Source organism: Pseudomonas sp. UM16, assembly GCF_050312595.1.
Lineage (GTDB): Bacteria > Pseudomonadota > Gammaproteobacteria > Pseudomonadales > Pseudomonadaceae > Aquipseudomonas.
The window spans coordinates 1-23,579 of sequence record NZ_JBNPJT010000029.1; the positions used below are offsets into that span (position 1 = coordinate 1).

Below are 23,579 nucleotides of genomic sequence, written 5' to 3' on the forward strand. Positions count from 1 at the left end.
GGGCCGGATGCAGTACCTAATAGCCGAGTGGGTAGAGCACCCTACGAAGAAACGCAAATTGGTTCGATCATCACCGATTTGCGTAAGGGGGACTTGATTGGTGTTGTCTGGGGCATATTTTGCATTACGATTTTGGGGACATATCTCGCGGAAAAACTACAGAACTTAAAGCTGTCGCCCCCCCCTAGCCTGACCTACCCCGCCATCATCGAATGGTCCAAACCCCTGCCGCCCGAGCAATGGGCCAAGCGCTCCCCCGAGCTGGAAGCCGCCATCGCCAAGCGTGGGGCCGAATTAGCTACGCAGACGCAGCCTGTGGACGAGACATGAGTACGCCACCGGCAGGTACCACAAAAAAACGGCTGTTTTCGCGCAACGACTACTTGGCCCCCTTGCCAATCCCCACCGGTGAAAATCCCTCAGATGTGCTCAACACCATTTGGCGCAAGAACGAGGTGTTTCTCGATATCGGTAATTACAGCATCGGTTCGGCGGTGATGGGGATATGGCCAATAGTGATGTTGTTTTTGGGGCTGGCCTACGGTCTCAATGATCCTGACGCACTGATATTGGGGGCTTGTATTACAGGCCTCCCTATCTGCTTTGTAATCCAGGGCCTGTTCCGCGAAGTACCTTTACCGGTGCGCTTTAATCGTAAGCGTCCGAGCTACACCGCCTTACAACTCAAGCCTTAATCCGTTTAAACCACTGGTTCACGCGCTCGCACTCAAATGCCGCTGGATCAAAAACATCGCCATGCCATTCAACCATGGCGTCATGCTCTGGATGATTGGGGTTGGCCATCACCTCCAGAAACTCCTCGTAACCAGGCCCGCCACCCACGTCTTCCGGTGGGCAAGCATTGGCGCCGTCGATGCAATACGGCACCTGAGGACAGGCAATAGCGGGTAGCGTTTTTTCGACCTTGATACTGTGATGCCAACTGTCACCAAAATCGTAGAGATAATTGAATGTCCGCTTTCCGTTCAGCGCCTTGATCAGCGTTTTACGGGCTTCCGGGTTTACCGTCGGCCCCCAGCCATCAGGGTCGGGCATGCCGTAGTTCTCACCGGCAATTTCAAACTCATGCAGATGGCTATCACTCCATCCCATCACGACCTGGATGACATGGTGCAGTTTGCCCAAGGTAATGTTCTCAGGCACCGCGAACCGACGCCAAATCTTCGGAGTGATCCACTTCAGCTCGATGTGCAGCAGTAACAGGTCGGGGGCGGGTTTGGGTAAACGGACAGTTTTAACCATGGATCAGGCGGCCTCGCAGTGTTCAGTGTGATTCAAAGAAATGTTCCAAGGCAGCAACTCGCTCACCCGATTGATCGGGTGTTCGGCAATGTGCTCAAGTACGTAGGCCAGATAGGCCTGTGGGTTTAACCCGTTTAGCTTGGCAGTACCCACCAGGCTGTAAATCGCAGCGGCTCGTTCTCCGCCGGCATCGGAACCGGCAAACAAGTAGTTTTTGCGGCCCAGCGCGACGGCGCGTAGCGCCCGTTCGGCGGCGTTGTTGTCGATTTCGATTCGGCCGTCATTGCAGTAGCGCGTTAAGGCCTGCCACCGGTTGAGGGCATAGAGGATTGCACCGCCCAATGCCGACTTTTTCGACAGTTGAGTCAGCGTCTGATTAAGCCATGTGTGCAGGTGCTCCAGCAGCGGACTGGCCCGACTTTGCCGAACCGTTTTTCGCAGGTTGGGCGGCTGCCCTCGGATCTCGCTTTCGATGGCATACAGGGCTGCAATCCGTTGCAGCGCCTCGGCGGTAAGGGGTGAAACCAAGTCTTTGTAGACATCGTAAAACTTGCGCCGGGCGTGAGCCCAGCATGCGGCTTCCTCAATAGTGCCCGTCGCATACAGCTGAGCAAAACCGGCATAACCGTCAGCCTGCAAGATCCCGCTAAAGCCCTTGAGATGAGCGCGCGGATGTTGCCCCTTGCGATCCGGCGAGTAGGCAAACCAAACTGCCGCCGGTGTCGAGTCACCCGCAGGTCGGTCGTCCCGCATGTATGTCCACAGGCGAGCCGTTTTGGTCTTGCCGTTGCCCGGTGCGAGTACGCCAATCGGCGTGTCGTCGGCATGGACTTTGTGACCGCTCATGACGTGGTGCTCAAGGGCATTGATCAGTGGCCTGAGCAACTGACTGCTCTGGCCGACCCAGTCGGCCAGGGTTGAGCGCTCCAGCTCGACGCCCTCACGGGCGTAGATCTCGGACTGCCGATACAACGGCAAATGATCAACAAACTTGGAGACCAGCACATGGGCCAACAACCCCGGGCCTGCAAGGCCTCGGGCTATTGGTCGACTCGGCGCCGGCACCTGGGCGATGTGCTCGCAGCAGCGGCAGACCCACTTCGGACGGACATGGCGAATGACTTTGAAACGTGCCGGAACGTACTCCAGCACTTCGGACACATCCTCACCTAAATAGCGAAGCTTCCCACCGCAGTCCGTGCATTGCGACTCGGGCTGATGCACGTGAGTTTCGCGAGGCAGGTGTTCGGGCAATGGTTTGCGGCGCGAAACTGCGCGAGGTGCCGGTTCGACTGGCGGTGTCATTTCGGCTTGGCTGACTTGCAGCTCTTCAAGGCTCAACTGGAGTTGATCGATCATCGCGTCCAGTTGCTCGGAGCTGCGACCGAACTGCATACGACGCAGCTTGGCGATCATCATTTTCAAGCGCTCAATCTCTGCCCGCTGGGCAGAGACCAGGGCCTTCAAGGCTTGAAGATCGTTCGGCAGGGAGTCGGTCACGAGAGTCATGACCGCATGTTACTGGGGATTTTTTCAGCGCGGCAAGTCAGACCGCGAGGACGGGTGCTGTACGAATTGGCCTGCGCCAATCAATGCCTTCCAACAGCATCGACAATTGCGCAGCCGTTAGCGACACGACGCCGCTGGTTGCTTGCGGCCAGACGAAGCGCCCTTGTTCCAACCGTTTGCAAAACAGACACAAGCCGTCGCCATCCCACCACAACAGCTTGATCCGGTCACCGCGCCGTCCGCGAAAGGCAAAGATCTGACCGGAGAACGGATCGGCTTCCAGCTGTGTCTGCACCAGTGCCGCTAAACCGTCGAAGCCACGACGCATGTCGGTGACGCCTGCGGCAATCCAGATACGGGTTCCAGCGGGCGGGGCAATCATCGCAATAACTGCTGCAAGACGAATTGCAGCGTCTGCGGATCGGGGGCGCCCGTGATACACAGCTTGGCTTTTCCGACCTCAACTGCGATCTCGGAATGACACTCCGCCTGTGGCTGGAGGACTTGTGGCAGATCGATTGGTGCCTCAATCACCTGGACGGGCAAAAGCGTTGCGCTCTGGCTGACGGCGCCGAATAACCCTTCCTGATATTGATGCCGCCAGCGAAACACCAGGTTGGCATTGACGTCATGCTCACGAGCGATCAACGACACGGAGGCGCCAGGCTGGAGGGTCGCCTCGACGACTTGGCGTTTGAACGCCAGCGAGAAGTTGGGGCGGCGGCCGGTTCGACGAGCGGGGGCAACGTTATCCAAGATAGTGTCCACTAAAAAATGGTGTCCACTATCTTGGCTAATTTGGAGGGCTGTCAGGAGAGGGTGCTGGCCGGACGGTTACCTTTAATCGGCAACGCCGCGAGGTGTGTGTACCGCAAGCAGATGGCGAGTACTGGATCGTCCCTTGGGAAAGCGTGACGGCGGCGGCGACGCAACATTCGTCGGTGAGCCAGGCGGGTAAAGCAACAATGGGCTTGTTAATCATCGGCTTTGAAAACCCTGATCCGCTGGCCAAAGACGATAATAAGCATTTCTCACTGGGCTTTAACTGTGGGGGTGGCACCACCGCCATGGCGTTGTGGGAATGCATACGCAGTTACATGGAGATTGGGCCGGATGCAGCGCCGGAGGCGGCTGCACTTAACTCAGGCGGGAGCCTGCGCTACTACATCGATTACATGGGTGATAAAGCTAAAACTCGCGGTTGGATTCTGACGATATTGTGGGAGGGTTTAGTTGGGGTATTTATTTTCAACGCACCTTTGGCCACCTACCTACAAAGAAAAAAGTTATACCCGCCTCCAGACCTGACCTACCCCGCCATCATCGAATGGTCCAAACCCCTGCCGCCCGAGCAATGGGCCAAGCGTTCCCCCGAGCTGGAAGCCGCCATCGCCAAGCGTGAGGCCGAGTTAGCCGCGCAGACGGCACGAGAGCAATTTTGATGCTACCGCCTACTGGGCGCCAAGGCGGTCGGCGAACGTCAGACGGCGTGGGCACCGATGAAATTCTTGCCCCGAGCGCCCTGAAGGGCTTGGGCGATCATCGCCTGGACCTCGTCGGCATCGACGCCGTAGTCGGCGAAGTCAGTCTTTACCCCGAGGCTATGAAGGAACTCGCGCAGACGCGCGCGCGCCTGCTCCAGGTCCGCGCCGAAGACCCGTTGCAAGGTACGGTCGCGAGCATCGTCGCGGCCCCACGCCAGGCCCAGCACCAGCGGCAAGGAGAACGAGCAGGCGATACCATGGGGAAGGCCGTGACGCAGGGTCATTTCGTAGGAAATGGCGTGCGCCAACGCGGTCTTGGTGTTGGAAAACGCCATGCCAGCCTTGAGCGCCGCCAGCGCCATGCGCGCGCGCAGGTCACGATTGCTCAGGTCACGTTGCAGCTTGGGCAGGCACTCGAGGATGTCTTCTATCGCCGACACCGCGAAGGTGTCGGAGAGCGGGTTGGCGTTGACGTTCCAGATCGCTTCCAGGGCATGGGACAGTGCGTCCAGCCCAGTGGACACCGTGACCCCGGCCGGTACCGTGAGCATCAGCTCCGGATCGACAATCGCAGCCTTCGGCCAGGTGCACTCCAGGTGCAACGAGTATTTCTTCTGCGCAGCACTGTCCCAGATGGTCGCCCAGGGTGTTACTTCACTGCCTGTACCGGCAGTGGTCGGGATAGCGATCAGGGCTTTGCTGCGTGCCGGGGTGAAGGGCTTGCCCAGCGCCAGTAAACCAAGCAACTCATCAAATTGCCCGGAATCAGTACCGACGATCAGGGCCTTGGCGGTGTCGATGGCACTGCCCCCACCCAGGGCGATGACCGTCTGGCAATCCTCGGCCTCAGCCCAAAAACGCTCGTAGGTGCTGCGCAACTGGGCCACGTCCGGGTTGGGTTGGACGTCTTCGACGATGTACACCAGGCGTTCGCCCAGCAACGCCTGGACGCGATCGATAAGCCCCAGAGCGCGTGCTTCGGGGAACGTTACCAGCGCGACGTTCTGGCGCTCGGTCAGCGTACTGAGTTGATTGAGGCTGCCGCTGCCGAAGCAAGTGGCTACCGGATTATGGAAATAGGCAGGCATGGTGGTTTCCTTTGTTGTTCCGGCTGGGGACATAGCCGGGGCCGAACAACCTTCGCTCAAATCGATTGATTCAAGGCTTGCATTGAAAGAACGGATATACACACGTGCAGCGCCCTAATGCTGGCTATCGCCTTGAATGCGGCGGCGCAGACGGCTGGACACCAGGTCTGCGGCCACCACCATCAAGGTGATGACGATGATGCACGTCGCCGTCTCTTGGTACTTGAACAGCTTCAGGCTGCTGACCAGCTCAAAACCCAGCCCCCCCGCCCCGACCATGCCCAGCACGGTTGCCGAACGCAAGTTGACCTCGAAGCGGTACAGCACCACGGCAATCCAGGCGGTGATGACCTGCGGGATCACCCCGAAGACGATCACCTGCAGTGGTCTGGCGCCAGTGGCTTGCAGCGCCTCAATCGGCCCTTGGTCGATTTCTTCGATACTGTCGGCAAAGAACTTGCCGAGCATGCCCACCCCGTGCAGCGCCAGGGCCAGGACCCCTGGAAACGGGCCTAGACCAACGGCCGAGACGAACACCAGAGCAAGAATCAGCTCATTGATACTGCGAATGACATTGAGCAACTGCCGGGTACCGGCATACACCCAGCGATTGCGCTGCAGGTTGCGTGCTGCCAGAAACGCCAGGGGGATGGCAAAGACAATCCCCAGCAACGTGCCCCACAAGGCGATCTGCAAGGTCTCCACTGCCGGCTGCCATAAGCGCGGCAAAATGCTCAGGTCTGGCGGCATCGAGCGGGTCAGAAAGTCACCGATCTGCGGCACGCCGTTACTCAATTCTGTCCAGCTCAATTGCGTGCCTTGGGCGCTCCAGTGCAGCAGCAATACAGCCAGCAACATCCAGGCGCCAGTGACGAGCCAGCCACGCGCGGTGTCTGGAGTGCTGACCATCCAGCGGTAAGCCGAAGACTGATTGTTCATCGTCAAAGCCCTCCTTGCAGGTGTAACCGCGCCACGGCAACCGCGACGTGCTGCCCTTCCTCTACCCGCTCCGGTTGTGGGTAGATACGCTGCAGGCTGGCCTCGTCGAGGACCTCATGCTGGCTGTCAAACACCAGCCGGCCTTGGGCCAGACCGATGATGCGGTCGCCAAACTCCTCGGCCAAATCCACTTGATGCAGGTTGCACACCACGGTGATACCCAGCTCGCGGGTGGCATCGCGCAAGTATTGCATCACCCGCCGCGCGGTCTTCGGGTCCAGGCTGGCCACCGGCTCATCGGCGAGGATCACCTTGGGCCGTTGTGCCAACGCACGGGCGATGCCAACCCGTTGCCGTTGCCCACCCGAGAGTGAATCGGTGCGCGCCTCGGCCTTGTGCTGCAAATCAACCTGTTGCAGGCAGTTCAGCGCCAGGGCTACATCGCGGCGACTGAACAGCTGCAGCACCGAAGCCAGGGTCGACAGCGAACCCAGACGTCCGGTCAGCACGTTCTTGAGCACCGACAGACGCGGCACGACATTGTGATGCTGGAAGATCATCGCCACCTGTCGGCGCAAGTCGCGTGGGCAGCCAGCGCCCATGGCATCGATGCCGGCGACCTGCAACTCACCGCTATCAGCCTGCACCAGGCGATTCATGCAGCGAAGCAACGTCGACTTGCCTGCACCGGACTGGCCCAGCACCACAACGAACTCGCTGGCGCCGATATCCAGGTCAATGCCCTTGAGTACCGGATTGTCTGCATAGCCCTTGAGCAGGCCGCGCACGCGGATCATTTCATGCTCCGCAGGTCGAGATCGAGGACCTTGGCGGTTTCGCGCACCACATCATAGGCGGCATCGGTGGTGGGCTGAAAACCGTTGAGCTGGCCCTGATCCCCCCAGGGTACGTCCTTGATATTGGCCATGGCCGCTGCCAGTTTCTGCTTCAGCGCCGGGTCCAGGTCCTGGCGCCAAACCATCGGTGACTCGGGAATGTCGGCTGATGACCAGACGATCTGCAGCTCGTCCGGTTTAACTTGGCCCTGGGCTACAGCGGAGGCGTAGATACGGTCAGCGACCGCAGCGGCATCGACCTTGCGGTTGGCCACCGCAAGAATGCTGGCGTCATGGGAGCCAGAGAAGATCACCCGTGAGAATAGTTTGTCCGGTTGATAGCCCGCCGCTTCCAAGCCGGCCTTGGGAAACAGGTGACCAGAGGCAGAGCTTGGATCGACGAAGGCGAACGTATGGCCCTTGAGGTCGCTCAGCTGTTTGATGCCGCTGTCCTTGCGCGCCACGATCTGGCTGCGGTAGGCACTCTTGCCGGCCTTTTTGGTGACGGCGACAGCGAACGCATCCACACCTGCTACCTGATGGGCCAAGACGTATGAGAACGGGCCCAGGTAGGCCACGTCGAGCTTGCCGGCGCGCAGCGCTTCGATCACGCCGTTGTAGTCGGTGGCCACGAACGGCTGGACCGGCATGCCCAGCTGGCGCTCCAGATCCGCCAGGACCTGTTTGCTGCTTTCGATCATGGCCTGGGAGTCTTCGGAAGGAATCAGACCGATGCTCAGTGACGATTGTGCAGAAACCTGGGTGCACGCCAACAAAGGCAACAGACCAAAGCCAGTCAAACGAAGCAGTTTGGCAAACGGGGTCATGGTGGACGTCCTGCAAAGTGGAGTGAAGGTCGCTCCACACTAGGGCTGTCACGTGACAGTCACAGCTTCAAATCACTATGCGTTTTCCCGCAAAACCATTGATGGAAGCTATGGATGTCTACCACCAAACTGCGCACCTTTCTCGCCGTCGCCCGCCAGGGCAGCTTCAGTGCGGGCGCCCGGGCCCTGGGCCTGAGCCAGCCAACGGTGACCACACAGATCCAGGCCTTGGAGCGTGACTACAACGTCGAACTGTTTTATCGCCGAGGGCGGCGTATCGAACTGACAGTGGTCGGCCGTCAATTGCTGCCGATTGCCCAGCAACTGGGTGTGCTGGAGCTTGAAGCGTTCAATTTGCTGCGCGACTCCGGCAAGCTCAATCGCGGCCAGTTGAAGATAGGTGCGGTTGGGCCGTTCCATGTTATCGAGATGGTCGATGCCTATCGTCATCAGTACCCGCAGATCGACCTGTCGATCAAGGTCGGCAACTCGGCCACAGTGCTGGCAGAGCTGGAAAACTATGTAACGGACGTGGGAGTACTCGCGGGCCTGCATGATGACCCTGCGTTCAGTGCGCAGCTTTATGCGCGCCACCCCGTAGTGCTGTTTGCCAATATCGACCATCCCCTGGCGCGCTTCGATGAAATTCCCTTGCAGGCCCTGCAGGGGCAACCACTGCTGCACAGGGAAAGCGGCTCCACCACCCGTCTGGCTCTGGAGAAGGCCTTGCGTGAACACGAAGTTACGCCACGGCCGGTGATGGAGATCGGCAGCCGCGAAGCACTGCGAGAAGCGGTCATTCGCGGGATCGGCGTTGGAGTCGTGTCGCAAGCCGAGTTCATTGCTGATCCACGGCTCAAGGCCATTCGCTTTTGCGGCGACCCGGTGTGCACCGAAACCTACCTGTATTGCCTTGCTGAGCGGCGTAACAGCCAGGTCATTGATTCGTTTCTGCAATTGGTGACCCAGTACCGAACCGACAGTTACTAGTCTCAACATTGCTGCATCTGATGCAGCAGTTCACTGCGTTCACGGGCAATTGTTGAATGTTCGGTCAGTCAATATCCTCGCGGTTACGGTTACCCCAACTATTCCGAGGAACTGAACATGGTTATGCACGTGCGCCTTGAACACACCGGCGACCCGCAGGTAATGCACCTGCAATCGGCCCAGGTACAAGCTCCGGGGCCAGGCGAAGTATGGCTGGAACAGGTAGCGATCGGCGTCAACCCGCTGGATGTCAACCAGCGCAAGGGTGATGTAGCACTTGCCCTGCCTACAGGCCTTGGCCTGGAAGGTGCCGGCACCGTGACTGCGGTCGGCGCGGGAGTGACCACGGTGCGCCTTGGCGACCGCGTGGCGTATGCCACCGGCCCGTTGGGTGCTTATGCCAGCGCCCGGCTGTTTCCCGCGGAGCGTCTGATCAAACTGCCTGACTCTGTTAGCTTCGAAGCGGCAGCCGCGGTGTTGTTCAAAGGTATCACCGCTCAGTACCTGCTCAAGAGCACCTATCCGGTCGGGCCGGGTACGCGAGTTTTGATCTATGGCGCCGCCGGCGCGCTTGGCCAGTTGCTGGTGCCTTGGGCCAAGCACCTGGGGGCGTTCGTCATTGGCGTGGTGTCCAAATCATCAAGTGTCGAACGCGCCAGAGCTGCCGGTTGCGACGAGGTACTGGTGTTCGATGCGGCGTCGCTGCCCACTCAAGTGCTGGACCTCACCCAGGGGCACAAGGTAGATGTCGTCTATGATTCGGTGGGGCGCGTGTCGCTCCAGGCATCGCTTGATAGCCTGCGTCCACGTGGATTGCTAGTGTCCTTCGGGGTGACCTCAGGTGTCCCCGAGCCGCTGGCAATGAGTACCTTGAACAGCAAGGGCTCGTTGTTTGTAACCCGCCCTTCCCTGGCCGCTCACACTGCCACGGCGCAAGAATATCAAGCGCGAGCGCAAGACGTGCTGGCAGCGCTGGCGGCAGGTATCATCCAGGCGCGGATCTGGCGTCGCTACCCGTTGGCCGAGGTGGCCACTGCCCATGACGACATGCAGCACGGGCGTAGCCAGGGCGCGATTATCCTTATCCCCTGATCCTGAGCGAGGCGCAGCACTGACATGGACCCGTTCGACAGTCGCCAGGCCGATGAGCTGGCTACCCTGCTGGCACTGTTCACTCACGGCTCGTTTGCCGCTGCAGGCCGCCAGTTGCAACGTCATCCTTCGTTACTGTCCAAACGCCTGAGCGCGATGGAGCAGCGCCTGGGCATCCGCTTGGTGGAACGCACCACCCGCCAATTGCGTTTCACCGATGAAGGCTCGCGGTTGGTCGAACGTCTGCAGCATGCCGCCAATCTGATCAGCGACGCTGAACGTGAAGCGGCCCAAGGCGCGACTCAGGTGCGCGGGCGCTTGCGCTTGGCGCTGCCGGCCAACCTGGGTCGGCTGTGGCTGAGCCCAATGCTCGCCGAGTTTGCCCTGGCCAACCCACAAGTAACCCTGGAAATAGAGTACGCGGAGCGTTTTGTCGACCTGGTTGCCGAAGGGTTCGATGCCGCAATCCGCATCGGCGAACTGGCTGACAGCCGCCTGGTGGCGCGCAAGCTGTGTGAACACCGGAGAATCCTCTGCGCCTCGCCTGCTTACTTACAGCGCTGCGGGCAACCAACGTCGCCGGCCGATCTTGCACAGCACAACTGTCTAGGCTTTACCGGCCTGCGTTCTTTCCCGCAATGGCAGTTGTACCGTGAGGATGAATTGCACAGCGTAAAAATACAGGGTTCGATGCAAAGCAATGATAACGAAGCGTTGCTAGGTGCCGCACGCGCCGGAGTCGGCATCATCGCCGGGGGTGACTGGATGATGAAGCGTGATATGGACAGCGGTGGTCTGGTGCGCGTGCTGGCGCAATGGCAACTGGACCACGCTGCCGGCATCTACCTGGTCCGCCCTGGCGCGCGCTTTAATAGTGCAGTCACCAATGCCTTCAAACACTGGATCGAGCTGCAGTTCAGCAAGGGTGCGCCCTGGCGCTAGCCGTTGCGATTCAATCGAACTCGTCGGCCGCCTGCTCAAGGGTCGCGATATCGATCTTCTTCATCTTCAACATTGCCGACATCACGCGACCAGCCCGATCGGCATCCGAATCTTCAAGCAGTTCGAACAAGCGTACCGGCACCACCTGCCAACTCAGGCCGTAATGATCCTTCAACCACCCGCACACCTGCGCCTGCGGATCGCCACCTTGGCTCAGGGCACTCCAGTAATGGTCGATCTCGGCTTGGTCCTGGCAATTGATCTGCAGTGAAATGGCTTCGGTAAAGGTGAAGATCGGGCCGCCATTGAGGGCGCTGAATTGCTGGCCGTCGAGCTCGAAGGAGATGGCCATGACAGAACCTGCCGGGCGCCCGTGGATTTCGGTGCCGACCTCGCTGTAATAGCTGGTGGTGAGAATTCTGGAGGAGCCGCCGAATACCTGGATGTAGAACTTTACGGCTTGCTCGGCCTGGTGGTCGAACCACAGGCACGGGGTGATGGTCTGGATGCGTTGCACGTTCAGCCTCCCAGGGCTGCTGTGCAACCCAGCGCTGGCAACGCCAGCTCCCACACTGGTCCAGCGGTGAGCCAGTAACCTGATGGGAGCTGGCTTGCCAGCGATGGATGAACGCCTTAGTAGTAGGCGTTCTCTTTCTGACTGTGGTCAGTTACATCACGCACACCCTTGAGCTCAGGGATACGCTCGAGCAAGGTGCGCTCGATGCCTTCCTTCAAGGTCACATCGGCCTGGCCACAGCCCTGGCAACCGCCGCCGAACTGCAGCACGGCAATACCGTCTTCGACTACTTCGATCAGGCTGACCTGACCGCCGTGGCTGGCCAGCCCCGGGTTGATCTCGGTTTGCAGGTAGTAATTGATGCGCTCGTTGACCGGGCTGTCTTCGTTGACCATCGGCACCTTGGCATTCGGTGCTTTGATGGTCAGTTGGCCACCCATGCGGTCGGTGGCGTAGTCGACCACGGCATCTTCAAGAAACGGCACACTCACCGCGTCCAGGTAGGCGGTAAAACTGGCCAGGCCCACGGCGGTATCTTCAGGCTTTTCTTCGCCCGGCTTGCAGTAGGCAATGCAAGTTTCGGCGTAGGTGGTGCCCGGTTGGGTAATAAAGATGCGAATGCCAATACCCGGGGTGTTCTGCTTGGACAGCAGATCAGCCAGGTAATCATGCGCGGCGTCGGTAATAGTTATGGCGCTCATGGAAGTTCCTCACAGACTTGTCGGCAGTTTACGCCAACCTGGCCGCCGAACAAAGTCCTAGTAATTCTGTCGGGAAAGCATGACAGGCGCCGGCGCGCCCTGCGCGGGCGTAAACCAGTCACTCAAGCGCCGGTACAAGCGCTTTTCCAGCAACAGGTAGCTGAGCCAGGACAACACTGCAATCAACGGCACGCACAGGCTGAACACGGCATAGGGGTTCAAGTCCAGGCGCTGACTGGCAAACCAGCCGGCATACAGCACCAACACATGAATCAGGTACACCGAGTACGAGCAGTCACCGAGCGCTTTGAGTACCCGATTGCCCTTGAAATAAGGCTCCAGCGAAACGCAGGCCAACACGATCAAGGCACTCGGCAGCCCCCAGTGCAAGACGCGCCGTGATGCATCCAGGTAGTGGATCGCCACCCCGGCGCTCAGCAGGATCGCCAATGGCAGCCACAGCCCCTGAGCGATCCAGCCACGCCGATACAGTACGCCGATGCCAATGCCCAGCAAAAACTCGTAGACAATGTTGTTGCGGTAGAAGTGATTGAGTAGCCCGGCACGCGTCAGCACTTCACTGAACAGCAACAGCGCCGCCGCCACCAACAGCAAGCGATGCTGCTGGCGCACGAGGAACACCAGCGAGAACAGCAGGTAGAAAAACATCTCGTAGTTCAGCGTCCAGCCGACGTTCAAGGTCGGGTACTGGCCGTAACCGCCGGGATTTTCTGCCGGGATAAACAGTAATGACAGCACGAAGTGCTCAAGGTCAATCGCCTGGTGTGGCATCCACTGACGTGCCGTGAGCAGCAACAGCCCCATCAGTGCCGTATAGAACCAGTAGGCAGGAACGATACGCAGCGCCCGGTTGAGCAAAAAGCGCTTGGGCTCGATTGCCTTGTCACGGGTCGACAGGTAGATCACCAGGCCACTGATGACAAAGAAGACATCCACCCCCACGGCCCCACGGTCGACCAGAAACTGCCCGACCGGGCCACTGGCATGGAAGTCGAAGAAGATTTGCATGAAGTGATGGCAGACCACCACCCAGGCGGCGAGCGCGCGTAGCGCCTGAAGCGAAAACAACATCCGGATACCTGTGTGTAAATCCTCCTCAAGCCCTGGTTGCCACCAGAGCCGCGTCAGAGGTCGGACCACAGGTTGCCGGGAAAGGTCAGATGACCTTCCCGGCGGTCGTGTTCAGAGGTTTTCGTAGCGGTTCATGTCCAGTACGCCCGCCTCTACAGTATCGGTTTCCTTGATGTAGCTGTTGAGGTCGTGGAAGTACTCCCAAAATTGCGGGTGGCTGCGACGCACGCCCCAACGCATGACCACGCGCTCGAACTTGGCGGTGTCGTCACGGGCCGCTTCCAGGTCTTCGACGAACTCCGGCACATCGCTGGCCGGGACGTTGAACATGAAGTTGGGATAGCTGCTCAACACCCCGGGGTACAGGGTCAGGGTGTCCAGGCCCGGCTGGTAGCGATAAGCCTCGCCGAGCATGAACGCCACGTTGCTGTGCGCCCGATTGCGCAGCAGGCTGTAGACCTGACGTTGGCCGCCCTGCCCCTCGATACGCAGCAGGGTCGCTTCGGGCAGTTGGTTGATCACTTTGAGCCCGGCCGCCGGGCGCGAGACCAATCGGCTCAGGGTTTGCTCAACATCACGGAATTGCTGATTCATTTGCGGGCGTGAGCAAAAGGCGCCCTGGCAACGGTTGATCGGGTCAGGGGCGGCATTGAGGCTACCGGTGCGCTGGATCAGCTTGAGGCCAAAATCGCGCTTGGGATCAAGCGCATCAAGTTTCAGGGCACTCGGGGTATCGGTGTCGATGTCCTCGTAGTCCATCCACATCTTCACTTTGCCGCTGTTCTGGTACCAGTCGCTGAGGATGGCACCCCGTTGCTCTGCCGGCATCAGGCGCAAAAAGTTGACCTCGGCGCCATTGCGGATCAGATCGAAGTACAAACGCGTCTGAGCCTGGTGCGAGACGTTGCCATAGACATCGAAGTTGACCGCAAGCTGGTAATACGTGCGTTCGAACAACGGGTAGTCGAACAGCCACATGGTCTTGGGTACATCACCGATAAGGCCCTTGGTGACCGAGGCGCTGTCGAAATGCCGGAAAATCGTCAGCAAGGCGTTGTCGTTGCCCGCCCACAAGGTCGACCAGCTTGGTGCTGGCTGGTCAGCATAGGCTTCGCGGCGCAGATTCTCGTAGTCGTTGCGCTTGTCGCGGTAGGCATGCCACAGCGACAGGATGCTGCCGACATCGTCAATCTGGCCAGGCATGGCCAACAGTGGCGTGGCCTGCCCGCGGTACTCGGCATCGGTCAGGTAGCGGTCATGGATCGGCTCCTGGAACAGCGCCCAGAAATGGTCACGAATCACATCGGTCGCAATCTGGCCACGGCATACCGGGCCACGAATAAAGGTCCGGACGAAGTACTCGGCGTTATCCAGCATGAACTGGTAACGGGCCACAGCCGGGATCGCCTCGAAAGTTTCGAAGGGGTTGGCGCGGTGACGCGGGCCGTAGCCCGGGAGCGCATTGGCGTGCCAGTCACCGCTGTAGAACAGCTGCTTGACGCGCTTGAGCTTGTTCGGGCCCATCGGGTAAGTGATGTGGGTTTTATGTACGATCACACCCTGCACCGGCAGCAGTCGATAGTAGAAGTCGGTGCCCGGCGGGTCATTGGGTCGACGCGTGGCGATCAAGTCAATGGCTTGGCCACTTGGCGTGCGCGAACGCACCCACTGGAAGAAATGCCCCTGCTCGCCACCGACGAAATAAACGTGGGCAAGAAACAGGTGTTCGTACAACCAGCGGCCGACCAGCGCCTCGGTTGAACCGGGGCGGTTCAGCAGCGCTTCCCAGTCGGCGATCTGTGCAGCCTCGGTAGCACTTGGCTGGATCGGCTCATGTTCTACCGGCGCGCCTGCTGCCAACCAGCGTTGCAGGGTCTGATACTGAGCGTCGGTCAAGCCTGTAACAGCCAGGGGCATGCCCTCTTTGGGATGGGCGCCGGCATAGGCATCAAACTCACCGGGCTGTGGGCACATGTTGTTGCGGTTAAGGCCCAGGACGATCTCTTCGGGCAATTTGGCATTGGGCGTCAGCGGTGTCTTGTGCCCCAGCTCGAGCATCCTTGCCATCAGCGCGGCTTGGCTGCCCTGGTTGTCGAGCACCGAGTAAAAGCCCTTGCGCTGCCACGCCTCAGTGCTTTGTGCGTCGTAAAACAACCGGGTCGGGGCGACGGCAGTGCTGCGGTCACCTTGATACACCGGCACTTTGGAGGCGCCGCGTGAAGCGCCCTCGGCACTGCCCAGGTTCAGCTGGCAGGCGGCGTCGTTGCAGGCGTGGCAGGCCACGCATTTCTCGGTGAAGATCGGTTGAATGTCCCGGGTATATGAAATAGCCGAGCTCGATTGTGGGGCTTGCCCCAACGCCACGCCGCTGATGAACAGGGCGAAAGCGCCGGCAAGTAAACGATGCACCATGTGCCGAATGTCCTGGGTATTGATAGCTTCACGATTCTACCGGTGCTGGCGGCGTGCCAACATGAATGAAATTCATGTAAATCTTCAACACGTCTAAAAACCGCGCAGCTTTGTTATTATTCCGCAACTTTTGTTTTCGCCCGACCAGGTAGTCCTATGTCTGACCGCAGCGCTCGTTTCCAAGCACTTCAGCAAGCACTCAAAGAGCGCATTCTGATTCTCGATGGCGGCATGGGTACTATGATCCAAAGCTACCGCCTCGAGGAACACGACTATCGTGGCACGCGCTTCGCCGATTGGCCAAGCGATGTCAAAGGCAACAACGACCTGTTGCTGCTCTCGCGCCCGGATGTCATCTCCGCTATTGAGAAGGCGTACCTCGACGCTGGCGCCGATATTCTCGAAACCAACACCTTCAACGCCACGCAGATTTCCCAGGCCGACTACGGCATGGAATCACTGGCCTATGAGCTGAACCTCGAAGGCGCCCGCATCGCCCGCCAGGTGGCCGATGCCAAGACCCTGGAAACCCCGCACAAGCCGCGCTTCGTCGCCGGCGTGCTCGGCCCGACCAGCCGCACCTGCTCGATCTCCCCGGACGTCAACGACCCCGGCTATCGCAACGTCACGTTCGATCTGTTGGTAGAAAACTACCTTGAGGCCACGCGCGGCCTGATCGCAGGCGGCGCCGACCTGATCCTGATCGAGACCATCTTCGACACCCTTAACGCCAAGGCGGCGATCTTCGCCGTGCAGCAAGTGTTCGAAGAAGACGGCGTGGAATTGCCGATCATGATTTCCGGGACCATCACCGATGCCTCCGGCCGCACCCTCTCCGGGCAGACAACCGAAGCGTTCTGGAACTCGGTGCGCCATGCCAACCCGATCTCGGTGGGCCTGAACTGCGCCCTTGGTGCCAAGGACCTGCGCCCGTATCTGGAAGAGCTGTCGAGTAAAGCCGGCACCCACGTTTCGGCGCACCCCAACGCCGGCCTGCCGAACGCTTTCGGTGAATACGACGAAACCCCGGCCGAGATGGCCGTGGTGGTCGAAGAATTCGCCGCCAGTGGTTTTCTCAACATCATCGGGGGTTGCTGCGGTACCACCCCTGGGCACATCCAGGCGATTGCCGAAGCTGTCAGCAAGTACCCACCGCGGGTGATCCCGGACATCCCCAAGGCCTGTCGCCTGTCGGGCCTGGAGCCGTTCACCATCGACCGCAACTCGCTGTTCGTCAACGTCGGCGAACGCACCAATATCACCGGTTCCGCCAAATTCGCCCGGCTGATCCGCGAAGAGAACTACACCGAAGCCCTGGAAGTGGCCCTGCAGCAAGTTGAGGCCGGTGCTCAGGTTATCGACATCAACATGGACGAAGGGATGCTCGATTCCCAGGCGGCCATGGTCAAGTTCCTCAACTTGATCGCCGGTGAGCCGGACATCTCCCGCGTGCCGATCATGATCGACTCCTCCAAGTGGGAAGTGATCGAGGCGGGCCTCAAATGCATTCAGGGCAAGGGCATCGTCAACTCGATCTCGATGAAGGAAGGCGTCGACGCTTTCAAACATCACGCCAAACTGTGCAAGCGCTACGGTGCTGCAGTGGTGGTGATGGCCTTCGACGAAGTCGGCCAGGCCGATACCGCCGCGCGCAAACGCGAAATCTGCCAGCGCAGTTACGACATTCTGGTCAATGAAGTCGGCTTCCCGCCGGAAGACATCATCTTCGACCCGAACATTTTCGCCGTCGCCACCGGCATCGAAGAGCACAACAACTACGCGGTCGACTTCATCGAAGCCTGCGCTTACATTCGCGACCACCTGCCCTACGCGCTGACCTCCGGAGGGGTGTCCAACGTTTCGTTCTCGTTCCGTGGCAACAACCCGGTGCGCGAGGCGATTCACTCGGTGTTCCTCTACCACGCGATTCAGAATGGCCTGACCATGGGTATCGTCAACGCCGGGCAGTTGGAGATCTACGACGAGATCCCGGCAGTGCTGCGCGAGAAGGTCGAGGACGTGGTGCTCAACCGCACCCCGGAGGGCACGGACGCCCTGCTGGCGATTGCCGACGACTACAAGGGCGGCGGTGCGGTCAAGGAAGTCGAGAACGAAGAATGGCGTTCACTGCCGGTCGACAAGCGCCTTGAGCATGCACTGGTCAAAGGCATCACTGCCTTTATCGTCGAAGACACCGAAGAATGCCGCCAGCAATGCGCGCGGCCGATCGAAGTCATTGAAGGCCCGCTGATGAGCGGCATGAACGTGGTCGGTGACCTGTTCGGCGCCGGCAAGATGTTCCTGCCGCAGGTGGTGAAGTCGGCGCGGGTAATGAAGCAGGCGGTTGCGCACCTGATCCCCTTCATCGAAGCCGAGAAAGGCGACAAGCCTGAAGCCAAGGGCAAGATCCTCATGGCCACGGTTAAAGGTGACGTGCACGACATCGGCAAGAACATTGTCGGCGTAGTGCTGGGCTGCAACGGCTACGACATTGTCGACCTGGGCGTGATGGTCCCGGCAGAAAAGATCCTGCAGACCGCCCGCGAGCAGAAGTGCGACATCATCGGCCTGTCTGGCTTGATCACCCCGTCGTTGGACGAAATGGTCCATGTCGCCCGCGAGATGCAGCGCCAGGACTTCCACCTGCCGCTGATGATTGGTGGCGCGACCACTTCCAAGGCGCATACCGCGGTGAAGATCGAACCCAAGTACAGCAATGACGCGGTGGTCTACGTCACCGACGCCTCACGCGCAGTGGGTGTTGCCACCCAATTGTTGTCCAAGGAACTCAAGCCGGGCTTTGTCGAGAAGACGCGCCTGGACTACATCGAAGTGCGCGAGCGTACGGCCAACCGCAGCGCCCGCACCGAACGCCTGAGCTACGCACAGTCGATTGCCGCCAAGCCCAAATATGACTGGGCAGGCTACCAGCCAGTAAAACCGACCTTCACCGGCGCCAAGGTGCTGGAAAACATCGACCTCAAGGTGCTGGCCGAGTACATCGACTGGACGCCGTTCTTCATCTCCTGGGACCTGGCCGGTAAGTACCCGCGCATCCTCACCGACGAAGTGGTCGGCGAAGCCGCCACCGCGCTGTTCAAGGATGCCCAGGAAATGCTCGCCAAGCTGATCGACGAGAAGCTGATCAGTGCCCGTGCGGTGTTCGGCTTCTGGCCGGCCAACCAGGTCAACCATGACGACATCGAAGTCTACGGCGCTGACGGCCAGGCACTGGCGCAATTACATCACCTGCGCCAACAGACGATCAAGCCGGACAGCAAGCCGAACTTCTCCCTGGCCGACTTCGTTGCGCCGAAAGAAACCGGCATCACCGACTATGTCGGCGGCTTCATCACCACCGCCGGTATCGGTGCCGAAGAAGTGGCCAAGGCCTATCAGGACAAGGGCGACGACTACAACTCGATCATGGTCAAGGCCCTGGCCGACCGCCTGGCCGAAGCCTGCGCCGAATGGCTGCACGAACAGGTACGTAAAGACTATTGGGGTTACGCCAAGGACGAGCACCTGGACAATGATGCGCTGATCAAAGAGCAGTATTCCGGTATCCGCCCTGCCCCGGGCTACCCGGCGTGCCCGGATCATACCGAGAAAGAAACCCTGTTCCGCCTGCTCGACGGCACGGCGATTGGAGAGACCGGCCCAAGTGGTGTGTTCCTCACCGAACACTTCGCCATGTTCCCGGCGGCAGCGGTCAGCGGCTGGTACTTCGCGCATCCGCAGGCGCAGTACTTTGCCGTGGGCAAGGTCGACAAGGATCAGGTGCAGAGCTATACCGAGCGTAAAGGCCAGGATTTGAGCGTCAGTGAGCGTTGGTTGGCGCCCAACCTTGGCTATGACGGCTAAAGTTGTAAGCTACAAGCTACAAGCTGCAAGTTGGCCCATGACCTTCTTGTAGCTTGTAACTTGCAGCTACCGCCTACCAAGGAGCCCCTCATGGACGACCCAGCCCAAGGCAAACCACCCACCTTCTGGCAAATGCTGCAAAGCATTCTAGCAGCGGCGTTTGGCGTGCAGACCGGCAAGAACCGCGCGCGCGACTTCAATCACGGCAAAGCCAGCCACTTTATCGCGCTGGGCACCGTATTCACCTTGATCTTCATTCTGGTACTGGTCGGACTGGTGCAACTGGCCATGCACCTGACTGCCCGCTGAAACGTAATCCGCCCGCAGATGTCCATTCTGCGGGCGGTTCATGGTTACCCATCGCGTGATGTCACTGGTGGCTGACCCAATACACGGCGGTCACAACCACCAGGATGATCAGACAGAGTATCGCCCAGGCGTCGACACGGCTGTCACTCTTACCCGCTTTGGTCGAGTTTTCCATTGCATCGCCTCTTGTAGTGATTATGGGAATGCATGTCACCCGTAGCAGTTAAGTTCAGCAATGCCCTTTGCTCAAGCAGGGGCTTTCAATAGTTGACCGGTTCGCTCAAAAACGGATAACGGTAATCCGCGGGGCGACCCTGGGCGCTGAAGCGGTTGAAATCCAGGCCGTAATCGGCCCGATCCTGAAGGTTCAGCCAGCGCCGGGCGCGTGGCGGATCGATCAGTTGCAAGACCGGAACCAAATGGGTGCGCTGCCCATCGCGATCAATTGGCAGGTTCAGCGCATCATCGTGCAGTAATACCATCGCCCACCCCCCCAAGGAAAAGTGTCCGCCCATCAGTACGCTCAGGCGACCATCAATGCGTGCTTGTAGCGCTTGCGGCGAGCTGTTGACAGCACTGAACAGCACATCCTTGCCTGGCGTGCGACCCGCCTCGGTAAACGCCTGCATGGCGCCAAAGGCCATTTCATCGTTGGCCGACCAGACCAATTCAATATTCGGATAGCGCTTGAGCAGTTGCTGAGCCTGCTCATAAGCGCGCTCTTGCCCCCAACCACCGTACACCACCTGGCGCAAGCGCACCTCCGGGTGTTCGGCCAGGGCCCGGCGCATGCCCTGCTCCCGCAACTGCGCGGCAGGGGTGGTCTTGAGCCCGGAAAAGGCCAGCATTTCGATCGGCCGGTTGCTTGCCTTGCGCTTGTGCACCGCAAGCAACGCTTTGAGCATCTGGTAGCCAGCCTGTTCGTCGTTGCCTACCAAGGTGCCTAGCACTGGCGGGTACTTGTCCGGGTGATCTTCAATCAACTCGGTTTGATCTTCAGTCAAGCCGTTATTGACCACAAACAGCTTGACCCCACTGCCGCGCGACAGGCGAATGATCTCCGGGGCAATGTACTGCTCGTTGACCAGCACCAGGTAGTCAGGCCGCTGTGGGCTTTGCAGCACCTTGCGGGCCTGGGTCAAGGCCAGTTCCGGGCGCCGCTCGCTGTACTCGATACGCAGGTCCATGCCCAGGTCCTTGGCCGCGGCTTGCATGAACTGTGAATAGCTGACCCAGAAGGTTTCATTGGAATAGCCCGGATTGAGAAACACCACCGAAGCAGCCTGCGCGCTGGCAGCCAGTGGCAGACTCAGCCATAGGCTTTGGCACAAGGCCTTGAGCATGGGGATTCAACTCCTGCTATTCAAACCGTTAATTATAAACACCGCAGGGGGTCAAACGGCCAAATGGCATTCAGTCTCACTTAGTCCAAATGGTTCTTTTCATATGCAAAAACATCACTTTTGCGCATAACCGCAAACTGCTATCTTTCCTTCCGCTCCGCTTTGGGAGAGCGCGGCCGTGCGCGCGATTAGCTGCAAGCAGCTTGAGAACAGGACCCCTATGTACGTATACGACGAGTACGATCAGCGGATCATCGAGGACCGCGTCAAGCAGTTCCGTGATCAGACCCGCCGCTACCTGGCCGGTGAGCTGAGCGAAGAAGAGTTCCGCCCCCTGCGCCTGCAAAATGGCCTCTATATTCAACGTTTTGCCCCGATGTTGCGGGTCGCGGTGCCCTATGGCCAGCTGACCTCGCGTCAGACGCGGATGCTGGCGAAGATCGCGCGCGACTACGACAAGGGCTACGCCCACATCAGTACCCGGCAGAACGTGCAATACAACTGGCCAGCGCTGGAAGACATCCCCGATATCCTCGCCGAGCTGGCCACCGTGCAGATGCACGCGATCCAGACCAGCGGCAACTGCCTGCGCAACGTCACCACCGACCAGTTCGCCGGTGTCGCTGCCGACGAGGTGATCGATCCGCGCCCATGGTGCGAAATCGTCCGTCAGTGGACCACCTTCCACCCCGAGTTCGCCTACCTGCCACGTAAGTTCAAGATCGCCATCAACGGTGCCAACAGCGACCGTGCGGCCATCGAAGTACACGATATCGGCCTGGAGCCGGTGTACAACGCAGCCGGCGAACTGGGCTTCCGTGTGCTGGTCGGTGGCGGCCTGGGCCGTACTCCGGTGGTCGGCGCCTTCATCAATGAGTTCCTGCCCTGGCAGGACCTGCTCAGCTACCTCGACGCGATTCTGCGGGTGTACAACCGCTATGGCCGTCGCGACAACAAATACAAGGCGCGGATCAAGATTCTGGTCAAAGCGCTCACCCCGGAAGTCTTCGCTGAGAAGGTCGACGCCGAAATGGTGCACCTGCGCGGCGGCAGCACTACGCTGACCGAAGCCGAACTGCACCGCGTGGCCAAGCACTTCGTCGACCCGGACTACAAACAGCTGGATAACCTCGACTTCAGCGAGCTTGAGCAACAGCATCCAGGCTTTGCCCGCTGGCGTACCCGTAACGTCCTGGCGCACAAGAAGCCCGGTTACGTTGCCGTGACCCTGTCACTCAAGCCTACCGGTGTCGCACCGGGCGACCTGACCGACAAACAGCTCGATGCTGTTGCCGATCTTGCTGATCGCTACAGCTTTGGCCAGCTGCGCACCTCTCACGAACAGAACATCATCCTCGCCGATGTCGAGCAGAGCCAACTGCATGCCTTGTGGCTGGAGCTGCGTGAAAACGGTTTCGCCACGCCGAACATAGGCCTGCTGACCGATATCATCTGCTGCCCTGGTGGTGATTTCTGCTCCTTGGCCAACGCCAAGTCGATTCCGATTGCCGAATCCATCCAGCGCCGTTTCGACAACCTGGATTATCTGTTCGACATCGGCGAACTGGACCTGAACATCTCCGGCTGCATGAACGCCTGTGGCCACCACCACGTCGGTCACATCGGCATTCTCGGGGTGGACAAGAAAGGCGAAGAGTTCTACCAGGTTTCCCTCGGTGGCAGCGCCAGTCGCGACGCCAGCCTGGGCAAGATCCTCGGTCCGTCCTTCGCCCAGGACGACATGCCGGATGTGATCGAGAAGCTGATCAATGTCTACGTTGAACAACGCACCGAAGATGAGCGCTTCATCGACACTTACCAGCGTATTGGCATCGACCCTTTCAAGGAACGCGTCTATGCAGCGAATCATTAAGCACAACCAAATCGTCGACGAAACCTGGCACCTGTTGCCCAAGGACGTCACCCTCGACGAACTGACCAACTGCGACGACTACATCGTGCCGTTGCAGCTGTGGCGCGATCACGGCCACGCGCTCAAGGCCCGCGATGGTGGTCTGGGTGTGTGGCTGGATGCCGACGAAGAAGCCGAAGAAATCGGTGATGACGTCAGCTGTTTCCAGGTTATCGCCCTGAACTTCCCAGCCTTCACCGACGGGCGCAACTACTCCAACGCGCGCCTGCTACGTGACCGCTACAAGTTCACTGGTGAGCTGCGCGCCGTTGGCGACGTGCTGCGCGATCAGCTGTTCTACATGAAGCGCTGTGGCTTCGACGCCTTCGCCCTGCGCGCCGACAAGGACCCGGTTGAAGCACTGGAAAGCCTCAAAGACTTCTCGGTGACCTACCAGGCTGCAACCGACGAACCGCAACCGTTGTTCCGTCGCCGCTAAAAAAAGGCCCCGCATGCGGG

At 59.6% G+C, this 23,579-nt stretch carries 20 protein-coding genes and 3 pseudogenes; 10 read left to right on the forward strand and 13 right to left on the reverse strand.

Features of this window, described 5'->3' with window-relative positions:
• A pseudogene (locus ACQRAX_RS24155) lies at positions 1–330 on the forward strand (hypothetical protein); the annotation flags it as partial.
• A pseudogene (locus tag ACQRAX_RS24160) lies at positions 327–662 on the forward strand (hypothetical protein); the annotation flags it as partial. The pseudogenes ACQRAX_RS24155 and ACQRAX_RS24160, both read left to right, overlap by 4 nt.
• Before the next feature lie 22 nt (positions 663–684).
• Here ACQRAX_RS24160 and ACQRAX_RS24165 read toward each other — a convergent pair.
• Genes ACQRAX_RS24165 through tnpA form a run of 4 tightly spaced genes read right to left on the reverse strand, consistent with a single transcriptional unit; the run spans position 685 to position 3,528 of the window.
• A complete protein-coding gene (locus tag ACQRAX_RS24165) occupies positions 685–1,263 on the reverse strand; it encodes a plasmid pRiA4b ORF-3 family protein (protein ID WP_412041481.1) in 579 nt (192 codons plus the stop codon).
• A 3-nt stretch (positions 1,264–1,266) separates the two neighbouring features.
• Positions 1,267–2,772: an IS66 family transposase gene (gene tnpC, locus ACQRAX_RS24170; protein WP_412041482.1), complete on the reverse strand. Its 1,506-nt coding sequence runs from the start codon at positions 2,770–2,772 to the stop codon at positions 1,267–1,269.
• Positions 2,773–2,809: 37 nt separating this feature from the next.
• A complete protein-coding gene (gene tnpB, locus ACQRAX_RS24175) occupies positions 2,810–3,154 on the reverse strand; it encodes an IS66 family insertion sequence element accessory protein TnpB (RefSeq protein ID WP_412041483.1) in 345 nt (114 codons plus the stop codon).
• Positions 3,151–3,528 carry an IS66-like element accessory protein TnpA gene (gene tnpA, locus ACQRAX_RS24180; RefSeq protein ID WP_412041484.1) on the reverse strand — a complete coding sequence of 126 codons (378 nt, stop codon included), beginning with the start codon at positions 3,526–3,528 and terminating at the stop codon, positions 3,151–3,153. The genes tnpB and tnpA overlap by 4 nt, the downstream gene beginning before the upstream one ends.
• Positions 3,529–3,605: 77 nt before the next feature.
• Between tnpA and ACQRAX_RS24185 the strand changes: the two are divergent.
• Positions 3,606–4,214, forward strand: a pseudogene (locus tag ACQRAX_RS24185) (hypothetical protein); the annotation flags it as partial.
• Positions 4,215–4,252: 38 nt separating this feature from the next.
• On the opposite strand, the gene psrA reads toward ACQRAX_RS24185, so the two are convergent.
• The 4 genes from psrA to phnD all read right to left on the reverse strand — a co-directional run bounded on the left by psrA (position 4,253) and on the right by phnD (position 7,946).
• A complete protein-coding gene (gene psrA / locus ACQRAX_RS24190) occupies positions 4,253–5,344 on the reverse strand; it encodes an iron-containing alcohol dehydrogenase PsrA (protein ID WP_412041485.1) in 1,092 nt (363 codons plus the stop codon).
• Between the two features lie 114 nt (positions 5,345–5,458).
• Positions 5,459–6,283: a phosphonate ABC transporter, permease protein PhnE gene (phnE, locus tag ACQRAX_RS24195; protein WP_412041486.1), complete on the reverse strand. Its 825-nt coding sequence runs from the start codon at positions 6,281–6,283 to the stop codon at positions 5,459–5,461.
• Between the two features lie 2 nt (positions 6,284–6,285).
• Positions 6,286–7,080 carry a phosphonate ABC transporter ATP-binding protein gene (phnC, locus tag ACQRAX_RS24200; protein ID WP_412041487.1) on the reverse strand — a complete coding sequence of 265 codons (795 nt, stop codon included), beginning with the start codon at positions 7,078–7,080 and terminating at the stop codon, positions 6,286–6,288.
• Positions 7,077–7,946 (reverse strand): phosphonate ABC transporter substrate-binding protein, encoded by an 870-nt coding sequence (gene phnD / locus ACQRAX_RS24205; protein ID WP_412041488.1) that lies wholly within the window; start codon positions 7,944–7,946, stop codon positions 7,077–7,079. The genes phnC and phnD overlap by 4 nt, the downstream gene beginning before the upstream one ends.
• A gap of 114 nt (positions 7,947–8,060) precedes the next feature.
• Here phnD and ACQRAX_RS24210 point away from each other — a divergent pair, with 114 nt between their 5' ends.
• From ACQRAX_RS24210 to ACQRAX_RS24220, 3 genes are all read left to right on the forward strand, one after another.
• Positions 8,061–8,936: a LysR substrate-binding domain-containing protein gene (locus ACQRAX_RS24210; RefSeq protein ID WP_412041489.1), complete on the forward strand. Its 876-nt coding sequence runs from the start codon at positions 8,061–8,063 to the stop codon at positions 8,934–8,936.
• Positions 8,937–9,053: 117 nt separating this feature from the next.
• The gene (locus tag ACQRAX_RS24215) at positions 9,054–10,028 is read left to right on the forward strand and encodes a quinone oxidoreductase family protein (protein WP_412041490.1); all 975 of its coding nucleotides are present in this window, start codon (positions 9,054–9,056) and stop codon (positions 10,026–10,028) included.
• 24 nt (positions 10,029–10,052) lie between these two features.
• Complete coding sequence (locus tag ACQRAX_RS24220; RefSeq protein WP_412041491.1) at positions 10,053–10,970, forward strand: LysR family transcriptional regulator; 918 nt, start codon at positions 10,053–10,055, stop codon at positions 10,968–10,970.
• A 10-nt stretch (positions 10,971–10,980) separates the two neighbouring features.
• Here the strand turns inward: ACQRAX_RS24220 and ACQRAX_RS24225 are convergent, their stop codons facing one another.
• The 4 genes from ACQRAX_RS24225 to ACQRAX_RS24240 form a co-directional block, all read right to left on the reverse strand.
• Positions 10,981–11,487, reverse strand: coding sequence for a VOC family protein (locus ACQRAX_RS24225; RefSeq protein ID WP_412041492.1), 507 nt, complete (start codon positions 11,485–11,487; stop codon positions 10,981–10,983).
• A 116-nt stretch (positions 11,488–11,603) separates the two neighbouring features.
• Positions 11,604–12,188, reverse strand: a complete 585-nt coding sequence (gene nfuA, locus ACQRAX_RS24230; protein ID WP_045179985.1) for a Fe-S biogenesis protein NfuA — start codon at positions 12,186–12,188, stop codon at positions 11,604–11,606.
• A 57-nt stretch (positions 12,189–12,245) separates the two neighbouring features.
• A complete protein-coding gene (locus ACQRAX_RS24235; RefSeq protein ID WP_412041493.1) occupies positions 12,246–13,280 on the reverse strand; it encodes an acyltransferase family protein in 1,035 nt (344 codons plus the stop codon).
• A gap of 111 nt (positions 13,281–13,391) precedes the next feature.
• A complete protein-coding gene (locus ACQRAX_RS24240; RefSeq protein ID WP_412041494.1) occupies positions 13,392–15,692 on the reverse strand; it encodes a fatty acid cis/trans isomerase in 2,301 nt (766 codons plus the stop codon).
• 156 nt (positions 15,693–15,848) lie between these two features.
• Here ACQRAX_RS24240 and metH point away from each other — a divergent pair, with 156 nt between their 5' ends.
• Together metH and ACQRAX_RS24250 are read left to right on the forward strand one after the other, a co-directional pair.
• Positions 15,849–19,556 carry a methionine synthase gene (gene metH, locus ACQRAX_RS24245; RefSeq protein ID WP_412041495.1) on the forward strand — a complete coding sequence of 1,236 codons (3,708 nt, stop codon included), beginning with the start codon at positions 15,849–15,851 and terminating at the stop codon, positions 19,554–19,556.
• A 90-nt stretch (positions 19,557–19,646) separates the two neighbouring features.
• Positions 19,647–19,865 carry a DUF2970 domain-containing protein gene (locus ACQRAX_RS24250; RefSeq protein ID WP_301841038.1) on the forward strand — a complete coding sequence of 73 codons (219 nt, stop codon included), beginning with the start codon at positions 19,647–19,649 and terminating at the stop codon, positions 19,863–19,865.
• 260 nt (positions 19,866–20,125) lie between these two features.
• Here the strand turns inward: ACQRAX_RS24250 and ACQRAX_RS24255 are convergent, their stop codons facing one another.
• Positions 20,126–21,208, reverse strand: coding sequence for an ABC transporter substrate-binding protein (locus tag ACQRAX_RS24255; protein ID WP_412041496.1), 1,083 nt, complete (start codon positions 21,206–21,208; stop codon positions 20,126–20,128).
• A gap of 220 nt (positions 21,209–21,428) precedes the next feature.
• Between ACQRAX_RS24255 and ACQRAX_RS24260 the strand changes: the two genes are divergently transcribed.
• Both ACQRAX_RS24260 and ACQRAX_RS24265 read left to right on the forward strand, forming a co-directional pair.
• The gene (locus ACQRAX_RS24260; RefSeq protein ID WP_412041497.1) at positions 21,429–23,081 is read left to right on the forward strand and encodes a nitrite/sulfite reductase; all 1,653 of its coding nucleotides are present in this window, start codon (positions 21,429–21,431) and stop codon (positions 23,079–23,081) included.
• The gene (locus ACQRAX_RS24265; protein ID WP_412041498.1) at positions 23,065–23,559 is read left to right on the forward strand and encodes a DUF934 domain-containing protein; all 495 of its coding nucleotides are present in this window, start codon (positions 23,065–23,067) and stop codon (positions 23,557–23,559) included. Before ACQRAX_RS24260 ends, ACQRAX_RS24265 begins: the two co-directional genes overlap by 17 nt.
• The last annotated feature ends 20 nt before the right edge of the window (positions 23,560–23,579 follow it).